The following is a 10121-nucleotide window of genomic DNA, read 5'->3' as shown; positions in this document are numbered from 1 at the left end:
CCCAAGAAGAATGGCAAGAGCGAGCTCGCCGCCGCGGTGGCACTGCTGCTGACCTGCGCCGACTTCGAGGAACGCGCTGAAGTCTATGGATGCGCAGCCGACCGGCAGCAGGCCTCGATCGTATTCGAAGTGGCAGCGGACATGGTGCGCATGTGTCCATCGCTGAACCGGCGCGTGAAGATCCTGGCGGCCACCAAGCGTATCGTGTACCTGCCGACCAACAGCTTCTATCAGGTGCTGAGCGCCGAAGCCTACTCCAAGCACGGATTCAATATCCATGGGGTGGTCTTCGATGAACTGCACACCCAACCGAATAGAAAGCTCTTTGACGTGATGACCAAGGGCTCGGGTGATGCGCGTACCCAACCGCTGTTCTTTTTGATCACCACCGCGGGCACCGACCAGCATTCGATCTGCTATGAGCAACATCAGAAGGCCAAGGATATTCTTGAGGGAAGAAAACACGATAAGACCTTCTACCCGGTCATCTACGGAGCTGATGAAAACGACGACTGGACGGACCCGAAGACCTGGAAGAAGGCCAATCCTTCGCTGGGACATACCATCGCCTTGGAGAAGGTGAAGGCAGCGTGTGAAAGTGCACGCCAGAATCCCGCCGAGGAGAACAGCTTCCGTCAGCTTCGGCTCAACCAATGGGTCAAACAAGCAGTGCGCTGGATGCCGATGGAGAAATGGGACCTCTGCGATTTTCCGGTGGATGAGACGGCATTGGAAGGAAGGATCTGCTACGGAGGACTCGATCTTTCGTCCACCACTGATATCACCGCCTTCACCCTGATATTCCCACCGCGGGATGAAGAGGACAAGTTCTCGGTGCTACCCTACTTCTGGCTTCCCGAGGAAACTCTCGATCTACGCGTGCGGCGTGACCATGTACCCTACGATGTGTGGGAGCGCGAAGGGTTCATCCAGACCACCGAAGGGAACGTGGTCCACTATGGGTATATCGAAGCCTTCATCGAGGATCTGGGAAAGAAGTACAACATTCGAGAGATCGCGTTCGACCGCTGGGGAGCGGTGCAGATGGTGCAAAACCTCGAGGGCATGGGCTTCACGGTGGTTCCCTTCGGCCAGGGGTTCAAGGACATGAGCCCACCGACCAAGGAACTGATGAAACTGGTGCTTGAGCGCACCTTCGCCCATGCGGGGCACCCGGTGCTCCGCTGGATGGTGGACAACATCTTCATCCGCACCGACCCTGCTGGGAACATCAAGCCCGACAAACAAAAATCCACCGAAAAGATCGACGGGGCCGTGGCTGCGATCATGGCACTGGATCGGGCGATCCGGTGCGGCAACGATCTGCACGAATCGGTCTACGAGAATCGAGGCATCCTCTACATCTAGGAATCAGGAGATACATCTATGGGACTCATATCCAAGCTGGTCACCAGAACGCGTGACAAGCCGCAAAACAGGACCAGCGCTTCCTCATACAGCTTCCTGTTCGGAGGCTCGACATCCGGCAAGGCGGTGAACGAACGATCATCGATGCAGATGACGGCAGTCTATGCCTGCGTGCGCATCCTGGCCGAGGCGATAGCAGGTCTGCCGCTACACCTCTATCGTCACGACGATGAGGCGAGCAAGCACAAGGCTACCGAGCATCCGCTGTACACCCTGCTGCACAGCGAGCCCAATGCGGAGATGACCAGCTTCGTGTTCCGCGAGACACTGATGACCCACCTGCTGCTCTGGGGAAATGCGTATGCGCAGATTATTAGAAACGGCAAGGGCCAGGTGGCCGCACTGTACCCGCTCATGCCCAACCGCATGCAGGTGGACCGCGACAAGAGTGGCAAACTCTACTACCAATACACCACCAGTGCCGAGGATGCGCCGACGATGAAAGGCACTTCGGTGGTGCTCGATGCCTCAGAGGTGCTGCACATACCGGGACTCGGCTTTGATGGATTGGTGGGCTACTCGCCGATTGCCATGGCAAAGAATGCCATCGGTATGGCGATCGCCTGCGAGGAGTATGGGGCGAAGTTCTTCGCCAACGGCGCTGCCCCAAGCGGGGTGCTGGAGCACCCGGGAACAGTGAAGGACCCTATACGCCTGCGTGATACGTGGCAGGGCCAGTTCGGCGGCTCTTCCAACTCGCACAAGGTTGCGGTGCTCGAAGAGGGAATGAAATACACGCCGATTTCGATCTCACCTGAGCAGGCGCAGTTCCTGCAGACACGCAAGTTCCAGATCAACGAGATCGCACGCATCTTCCGCGTCCCCCCTCACATGGTAGGGGACCTGGAGAAGTCCTCGTTCAGCAACATCGAGCAACAGTCGTTGGAGTTCGTCAAATACACTCTCGATCCGTGGGTCATCCGCTGGGAGCAATCTCTCTCGCGTGCACTGTTGGATGCTGGTGAGAAGAAGACGCACTTCTTCCGCTTCAATGTCGAGGGGCTGTTGCGTGGCGACTACCAGAGCCGCATGGGCGGGTATGCCACCGCGCGTCAGAACGGATGGATGAGCGCCAACGATATCCGAACGCTGGAGGACATGGACCTCATAGACGACGAGGACGGAGGAAACCTCTACCTCATCAACGGAAACATGCTCCCCCTCTCTCGGGCAGGGGCATTCGCAGACAAGGTTACCAACACATCCCAGGAGGAGAGTAATGAAGAACAAGAAGTTCTGGCAATGGAAAAACCAGAGCGAAGACGAAGGCAGAGCGAGAATCCTTGAGCTTTCGGGCACGATCGCCGAGGAGAGCTGGTTCGATGATGACATCACCCCCGAGCAGTTCCGAAGCGAGCTGTTCGCCGACAGCGGCGAGGTGACCGTGTGGATCAACAGCCCCGGTGGGGACTGCATCGCAGCGAGTCGCATCTACGCGATGCTCATGGATTATCCGGGGGCAATCACCGTGAAGATCGACGGGATCGCAGCAAGTGCTGCCTCGGTCATCGCGATGGCAGGCACGAAGGTGCTCATGGCGCCCACCGCATTGATGATGATCCACAACCCCATGACGCTCGCCTATGGCAACCATCAGGACATGCAAAAGGCCATCGGCATGCTCGATGAGGTGAAGGAAAGCATCGTGAATGCCTACGAGATCAAGACAAATCTCACCCGGGCGAAGATCAGCCACCTGATGGACAACGAGACGTGGATGAATGCCAAGAAGGCCATCGAGTTGGGCTTCGCCGATGCGATCCTCGAGGATGCGAAGAAAGTTTCGAACGGGGTTTCGTATGCATTCTCCACTCGCACCTCCCAGCTCTCGCTGCTGAACAAGATCACCGAAACCTATGCAATCACAGAGGACCAGGAGCCACCTGAACAAGGCAGAGCCGCCCTTGGCGAGCTTGAAAAACGACTGAATCTCATCAAACCCCAATAGGAGACAACACAATGGGAAAGATCAACGACATGCGTGCTCAGCGCGCGAAGACCTGGGAACAGGCGAAGGCATTTCTTGATGCGAAGCGCAACGACAAGGGCATCCTGAGCGCCGAGGACAGGAGCACTTACGAACGGATGGAGGCTGAGATCGTGGATTTGGGCCACGAGATCGAGCGCCAAGAGCGCATCGAGGCGTTCGAGCGCGAGCTGAACGCACACGTGGGCTCTCCCATCACCAGCCGCCCCGATGGAGCACAGAAGGCTGAGAAGAAAGCAGGACGCGCTTCGGACGAGTATCGAAAGGCATTCTGGAACCACCTCAGACGCCGCGAGAACGCACCCGATTTGCGTAACGCATTGCAGGTGGGAACCGACACCGAAGGCGGCTACCTGGTGCCCGACGAGTTCGAGCACACCCTCATCAAAGCACTTGAGGAGGAGAACCTGTTCCGCTCAATTGCCAGAATCATCCAGACCGCCAGCGGCGATCGCAAGATTCCCATTTCCGCATCCAAGGGTGAGGCGGCATGGATTGATGAGGAGGGAACCTATCCTGAGAGCGACGACAGTTTCGGGCAGGTGACCATCAGCGCCTACAAGCTGGGTACGATCATCAAGGTGTCCGAGGAGCTCATCAACGACAGTGTGTTCGACATCGAGTCTTACATCGCCACCGAGTTCGCCCGCCGCATCGGAGCCAAGGAAGAGGCGGCGTTCTTCACCGGGGACGGATCGGGCAAGCCCCTGGGTATCCTCGCGGCCACCGGAGGTGCTCAAATTGGCGTCAACGCGGCTTCCGCGACCGCCCTGCATGCCGATGAGGTCATCGACCTGTACTATGCACTGCGATCTCCGTATCGCAAGAATGCGGTGTGGGTGACCAACGATGCCACCGTCAAGGCGCTTCGCAAACTCAAGGACGGCAACGGACAGTATATCTGGCAGCCTTCGCTGACTGCAGGCACCCCTGACACCATCCTCAGCTGTCCGGTGAAGACCTCGGCTTATATGCCCGAAATCGCAAGCGGGGCCAAGACACTGGCCTTCGGGGACTTCTCGTACTACTGGATCGCCGACCGCCAGGGACGTACCTTCAAGCGCCTGGGCGAACTGTTTGCTCCGACCGGGCAGGTGGGATTCCTCGGGTCCCAACGTGTGGATGGACGACTGATCCTTGGCGAGGCCGTCAAGGTCCTGCAGCAGAAGGCCTAAGGGAGGCATATGATGGGATACAACACGAAGAACTACCGCGAGCAAGGCGGTGAAAAGACGGTCATCGGCGGCGAGGTCATCCTCGCTGCCGACTGTATCATCACCGACGAGCGACCCTGCCCGATACCCTACATTCCGGCATCGGGGGCCTCCACCGCGGCGAACGCGGTCAAGGACCTGAACGTCCTGATCGACAACCTCAAGACCGCGGGCCTGGTCGAACCGATGGTGCCGACCTTGGAGGTGGCGATCGCGAAGGCCGAGGAGGCAGCCCTCGTCGGGGAAACGCTCGTCCTAGAAGTACAAGCAGACGTTTCTGACGGCAGAGAGTTGGCCTACCAATGGTATGCGAATACAGGTGCGACCAACACCGGAGGAACACTCATCAGCGAAGCGACGGGGGCCACGTACGCCGCTCCCACGGCGAGCGCGGGAACTTCGTACTACTACTGCGTCGTCAGTGAGGCAACCGCAGGAGCCACCAAGGCGTTCAGTGATGTCTCAAGCGAGGCGATCACGGTGACGGTAAACGAAGCATAAGAAATTTTGGGGGCATCCCGGTGAAAGCTGGGGTGTCCATCATTTCGATGAAGGAGGAAGCGCATGATTGCCAGTATCGCCATGTTCAACACCTACAGCGGCAACTATGAGGACGCAAGCGAGGCCGTAGAGCTCAAGGGCGCCTTCCTCTGTACCGCTGAGGATATCGTGATCTCGTACCTGGGCTTCGATCCGAAGCAGCAGGAGTATACCGATGTGGTCGCCTCGGGCTCTGGTTCCCGTCGCCTGTACCTACGTGCGCGCAACATCACCAGTGTCGAAGCGCTCACTGTGGGGATGGTCAAAGTGGATACCACGCTGGTGGCACCGTGTGACGATCATATCCGTTTTGTGGATCACACCACCAAGTTCCCCATCGGGGAAGACAATATCCGCCTCAGCTACACCGCTGGATGGGAAATCGAGCAGATGCCTTCGGTGATCGTCGTCTCGATCCTACGCATCGCCACGCTCATGCTCAGCGAGACCGGGGGGAACATCGGCCTGACAGGCAAGAGCTTTGCCGACAACAGCCGCACGTTCGTCAATTACAGCAACTACCGCAAGTACCTCCAACCGCTGGACAGCTTGCGCATCCTGGGGTTCTGACATGGCCGGCAGACGGAAACGATACAGCACTGAAAGCGTATCGGTCGAGACCGATCTGGCTGAAGCACTCTCCTACCTCGAGGGTCTGGGGGCGAAGCGGCACAAGGCGATGCGACGTATCCTGGGCGGCATCGGCACGGCCGCAAGAGCCCAGGTGCGTAAGGCCTACAAGTCCCACGGCCTAGCCAAAGGAAGTGGGGCGCTGTACAAAAGCATCAGCCGCCGGGTGATCCGTAGCGGCAAAGCGGTCATCGTGGAGGCCAAGGCTTCCTCACAAGAGACCAAAGTATTCTACGGTTACGCGCTGGCCAAGGGAGCTCGGATCACTGCCAAGGATGGAGGATACCTCACATTCCAGAAGGACGGAAAGTGGGTGCGCGTGCACTCGGTGAAGCTTCCCGAGCGCGATTTCGTGGCCGCTCCGGTCAAGAAGTACCTGAGCACGACGGCCTTCAAGACGAAACTGGATCAGCTGGTGCAGCGGGAGGTGGCGCGCATCGAAAAGGAGAGTAAACGATGATAACCGAGATGCAGGTGCTCGAAAGGCTCAAGGCGGTGATTGCCACTGATTTGATCGAATTGCAGGAGAGCGAGGAGGGGATTTCCATCGAACACTTCGATGATAAGAACATAGAGATCGATTTTCCCGATGTGGACAATATGCGACGTCCCACGATGTTCTACATCCAACCCGATTATGAGAACCTCGAGCCGCTGGGGATGCATAGCGACCTGGCCACCATGCGCGCAACCGTATTTCTCCTCTGTAAGGGCGCGCCCAACGCGATTCTGGTCAAGCGGGTATTCGCACTGTATGGAGCCCTGTACCTGCTCCTACGAGGGGACCCCACGCTGGGAGGATTCATCGAGGACGCGCGCATCACCGACATGGACTACTACCCGGCGGTCACGGCAAGCACGACGGTCACCGCCATCGAGGCAAGCATCGACTTGCAGTGGTCCAAGGAATTCTAAACAAGAGAGGAAACGCATATGGCATTTTACACAGGAACGGGATCGCGGCTGCAGGCAGGCAAGGAAAGCTCCTTCGCCCAAGCTGCCAGTCCCACGACTCTGGTCGACCTGACCAGTGAAAGCATCAAGGTTGCTGTCGAGAAAGGTGATGAGGGCTCGCTGCTGGGAAGTAAGACGGCTACGAACCGGGGTCTGCTGGCGGTTACGGTGGAGGGCTCGGTGAGCTTCATCCTCCGACCTGAATCGGCTGGCCTCATCCTGCACGCCGCCCTGGGTGGAGAAGATACCTGCGCCCAGGTGGGAGAAACGGATGCGTACACCCACACCATCGCCCTGTGCGATGTGAACGAAGCGCTTCCCAGCCTCACCTTCACCATTGACCGCAAGGCGGCAATCAAGCGCTACGCGGGGTGCACCATCAGCGCCCTCAGCCTGGATTGCGCGGCCGGCGATTACGTGAAGGGCAGCATGGACCTCAAAGGGACCACCGAGGAAAGCGGCACCATCGATCAGGCATTGAAGAGCTTTAGCATCCCCTCGTACCGATGCACCAATGCGACCTTCACGGTCAACGGAAGCACGTTCGACATCACCAGTGCTTCGCTGAAGATCGACAATGCACTGGAGAGTGCGCCAAGAACCTATGCCTCAGGTTTGTATGCAGGACAACCGCAGCATGGCAAACGCAGCGTCACCATCAACTTCGAGATCCCCTACAGCGCCGAGGTTGAAATGCTCAAGAGCTCGTACCTGACCAGCGAGGAAAACGCTTCTGTAGAGCTGACTTTCTCATCCCCTGGTGCAGGGCACAGCATTACCATCACCCTCTCGCATGTGGCGATCAGCGAGGTGGATGCGAATGTCGGGGGAACGGGCATACTCAGCTCTACCGTTGCAGGCGAGGCGCTCAGTGTGGGCACCGAAGAGCCCATCACCATCGTGATCACCGACAAGATTTCGACACCCTACGGAGGATAAGAAGATATGTTCATCAAGACAAAACATTACGACGTCTGTATCCAGAAGGTACGCATCGAAGTGGGAACACTGGTTGGCCTCAAGGCGGACGATGAGGCATACATCGTGCTCAAGGAGCTGCCCACCCTGGAGATGCTCCGTCTAAAGGAAGCCTCCGAGCAGGGGGAGAACCAGACGCTCACCCTCCTTCGCGACCTGCTTCCCTCAATCCTGGTTGATCACAACTTCTATGAGGATGCGGATGCCAAGCGCAAGATGGACAACCGCGAAGTTGCCTCACTGGTGTTCGAGTCGCTGGATCTGACGGTGAAGGTCGTCAACGAATACACCCATGCCGCTTTTTTTTCCCGTGCGGACGCGAGCGGAGGCAGATCGCGTCCCTCTGCTGCGAGGTATTCAACGGAAGGCGTAGCGCCGAGCTCTACAGCGAGTACGGCCACTGGCTCTTCTACATAACCGATATCTATCTGCCCTGCTGCGATTCTGAGAGCGGGGACTTCAGGCACTTGCCATTCGCCGGCAGCCTGATGGACCAGCCGTACATGAGCATGCAGATCCTCAAGCTCATCCAGCTCAACTATCGGCGGCATTTGCATGAGCAGGCTAAGAAAATGACACAAAAACACTAATCACAAGCCTACATTCAATCCAGTCTCACCAGTGAATCCTGGAACCGGACTGCATACCCGAAATGTTTTCTTGACGTGTCATACAGGAGCCTGGTATGATTTGCTGGTTTCACAACCAAGGGAACGGCATGAGGCAAGGAGAAATACATGATCAACCTGAATCCTGAGTACGCGGCCAAAGCCATCGCAAGATACCTTGCAGAATCGAAAGGGAAAAATCACCGGTACAGATCATGGGAACATTGTTACCTTGCATTCGCTAAAGCCCGTAGAGACTTGTTGGAAAGGCGTACCGTAGACTATGATCTGCTAGCCCTCCATCTTTCAAATTATCTTGCTAGCTGGGGGATGTTTAGGAACTCCTTCCTTCAAGACCGAGACTATAGGACTCAGCTGGAAATCGTTAATATTCTTTTTGATGATAGAAGCAATGATTTGCTTTTAAGTTTTCCAAGCGACCAAGACGATGAAGCGTTGAATATTGAAACACTTCAGAAACATTGGAATGCCATAAAAGTCATCTGGGATGCATTTTCACGTGCCTATGGGGTCGGTTCCATCACTGATACCCTTGTTTCCAAAGTTCTTTTAGGAACCTTCGGCTCCGTCCCTGCAACCGACAGGTACTACAAAACCGGTGTCAAGTCATTCGAAGGAACCCAATACTTCGGCTCTAATTCATACTCGGAGATCGTGAGGTATTATTGGTCCAAATGGGATGAGATCAGCAGCCATCTTGCAGGGACCACATTAGCTACTTTGGATGACCCTTCAACTCCCTACCCGCCCATGAAACTCATGGATATGTGCTTCTGGCAGATTGGCTACTCTATTGAACTCTATGACAAAAACAGAGGGGAAAACCTGATATTTTCTGCTCTGGCGGAGAATGAAAAGTATGTTGTCTTGCAAAGTTTGTTAGGAATGCCTGCAAATTGAACAGGTTGCACCTTTACAACCGAATTCATGAAAGGAATGCCAGAAAATAGTAGGAAAAGCCTGGAACGAAGGGCAATCCGGCATCATTGATTTGATCGATTATTTAGCATCATCACATCCCTGCGGTATCCGATGCACAGGGATTTTGCTTACCCCTGCATCAGTGATCCAAGAAAAAACCATAGCCAACTTATGAAACGAAACTAATGAGCCTGCCGCCGAGCAGGCTCTTCTTTCGTCCAAACACTGGAGGAACACAACCATGGCAGCACAAGCGAAAGTCATCATCAAAGGCCAGAACGATATCGGAGGGGCTGTCAAATCAGCTGCAGCCGACCTGGGAAGCCTCAAGGGTGCTGCAACCAAACTGGGTGGAGTGCTTAAAGGCGCCTTCGCCGCCACCGCGATCATCGCTTCAGTGAAGGCTTTGGGAAGCGCGGTGAGCTCAACATTCTCCGAGTTCTCCGCTGCCGAACGATCCTACAAGCAACTCGCCCTCGCACTGGGCGACAGCACCTCGTATGAGAAGGTTACCGCCGTGGTCGAGCGGCTGAGCAGCCAGACACTCTCTGGCAAGGGCGATATCGAATCCATGGTCGCCCAGCTGGCCGCCCTGGGCAAGAGTGCCGACGAAATTGAAAGCATCTCCGAGGCTGCAGTGTACCTGTCCAACGTGACGGGCAAGGACCTCAACGGCTCGATGATGAACCTGCTGGATTCTTACACCGGGGCCACCGGGGAGCTGAGAAAGCTCGGCATCGAGCTCGATGGCCTCACCAAGGACGAGCTCGCACACGGAGCGGCGGTCGACAAGGTGATCGACAAGCTCGGAGAGTACTCGGCGATGATGGCTGATGGGGA

At 56.5% G+C, this 10121-nt stretch carries 12 protein-coding genes; all 12 read left to right on the top strand.

Annotated elements, in window-relative coordinates; all coding sequences use genetic code 11:
- Positions 1-1368: terminase large subunit (locus ACODJP_RS13665; RefSeq protein ID WP_422482442.1), on the top strand; the 1368-nt coding region annotated here is incomplete at its 5' end.
- A gap of 18 nt (positions 1369-1386) precedes the next feature.
- Positions 1387-2715 carry a phage portal protein gene (locus tag ACODJP_RS13660; protein ID WP_422482440.1) on the top strand — a complete coding sequence of 443 codons (1329 nt, stop codon included), beginning with the start codon at positions 1387-1389 and terminating at the stop codon, positions 2713-2715.
- Entirely contained in the window at positions 2648-3376 is a 729-nt protein-coding gene (locus tag ACODJP_RS13655; RefSeq protein WP_422482438.1) for a head maturation protease, ClpP-related, read from the top strand. Before ACODJP_RS13660 ends, ACODJP_RS13655 begins: the two co-directional genes overlap by 68 nt.
- An 11-nt stretch (positions 3377-3387) precedes the next feature.
- Entirely contained in the window at positions 3388-4590 is a 1203-nt protein-coding gene (locus ACODJP_RS13650) for a phage major capsid protein (RefSeq protein WP_422482436.1), read from the top strand.
- 12 nt (positions 4591-4602) lie between these two features.
- Positions 4603-5130, top strand: coding sequence for a hypothetical protein (locus ACODJP_RS13645; RefSeq protein ID WP_422482434.1), 528 nt, complete (start codon positions 4603-4605; stop codon positions 5128-5130).
- Between the two features lie 63 nt (positions 5131-5193).
- On the top strand, positions 5194-5739 hold the full coding sequence (locus tag ACODJP_RS13640; RefSeq protein ID WP_422482432.1) for a hypothetical protein: 546 nt from the start codon (positions 5194-5196) through the stop codon (positions 5737-5739).
- 1 nt (position 5740) lies between these two features.
- Positions 5741-6259: a hypothetical protein gene (locus tag ACODJP_RS13635; protein ID WP_422482430.1), complete on the top strand. Its 519-nt coding sequence runs from the start codon at positions 5741-5743 to the stop codon at positions 6257-6259.
- Entirely contained in the window at positions 6256-6714 is a 459-nt protein-coding gene (locus ACODJP_RS13630; protein WP_422482428.1) for a hypothetical protein, read from the top strand. Before ACODJP_RS13635 ends, ACODJP_RS13630 begins: the two co-directional genes overlap by 4 nt.
- Positions 6715-6732: 18 nt before the next feature.
- The gene (locus ACODJP_RS13625) at positions 6733-7692 is read left to right on the top strand and encodes a phage tail tube protein (protein ID WP_422482426.1); all 960 of its coding nucleotides are present in this window, start codon (positions 6733-6735) and stop codon (positions 7690-7692) included.
- 6 nt (positions 7693-7698) lie between these two features.
- Positions 7699-8148, top strand: coding sequence for a hypothetical protein (locus ACODJP_RS13620; protein WP_422482424.1), 450 nt, complete (start codon positions 7699-7701; stop codon positions 8146-8148).
- 320 nt (positions 8149-8468) lie between these two features.
- A complete protein-coding gene (locus ACODJP_RS13615) occupies positions 8469-9260 on the top strand; it encodes a hypothetical protein (protein ID WP_422482422.1) in 792 nt (263 codons plus the stop codon).
- 262 nt (positions 9261-9522) lie between these two features.
- On the top strand, positions 9523-10121 hold a 599-nt coding region (locus ACODJP_RS13610; RefSeq protein WP_422482420.1), incomplete at its 3' end, for a hypothetical protein.

This window comes from Pleomorphochaeta sp. DL1XJH-081 (assembly GCF_049310885.1).
Classification (GTDB): domain Bacteria; phylum Spirochaetota; class Spirochaetia; order Sphaerochaetales; family Sphaerochaetaceae; genus CAYZJV01.
Note: the sequence above shows the minus strand (reverse complement) of the source record. Positions and strands in the feature narration are given on the sequence as shown.

Bases quoted from the DNA above. Each gene is read 5' to 3' on its own strand.
- ACODJP_RS13660 (WP_422482440.1), top strand. From the start codon at position 1,387: ATGGGACTCATATCCAAGCTGGTCACCAGAACGCGTGACAAGCCGCAA.
- ACODJP_RS13655 (WP_422482438.1), top strand. From the start codon at position 2,648: ATGAAGAACAAGAAGTTCTGGCAATGGAAAAACCAGAGCGAAGACGAA.
- ACODJP_RS13650 (WP_422482436.1), top strand. From the start codon at position 3,388: ATGGGAAAGATCAACGACATGCGTGCTCAGCGCGCGAAGACCTGGGAA.
- ACODJP_RS13645 (WP_422482434.1), top strand. From the start codon at position 4,603: ATGGGATACAACACGAAGAACTACCGCGAGCAAGGCGGTGAAAAGACG.
- ACODJP_RS13640 (WP_422482432.1), top strand. From the start codon at position 5,194: ATGATTGCCAGTATCGCCATGTTCAACACCTACAGCGGCAACTATGAG.
- ACODJP_RS13635 (WP_422482430.1), top strand. From the start codon at position 5,741: ATGGCCGGCAGACGGAAACGATACAGCACTGAAAGCGTATCGGTCGAG.
- ACODJP_RS13630 (WP_422482428.1), top strand. From the start codon at position 6,256: ATGATAACCGAGATGCAGGTGCTCGAAAGGCTCAAGGCGGTGATTGCC.
- ACODJP_RS13625 (WP_422482426.1), top strand. From the start codon at position 6,733: ATGGCATTTTACACAGGAACGGGATCGCGGCTGCAGGCAGGCAAGGAA.
- ACODJP_RS13620 (WP_422482424.1), top strand. From the start codon at position 7,699: ATGTTCATCAAGACAAAACATTACGACGTCTGTATCCAGAAGGTACGC.
- ACODJP_RS13615 (WP_422482422.1), top strand. From the start codon at position 8,469: ATGATCAACCTGAATCCTGAGTACGCGGCCAAAGCCATCGCAAGATAC.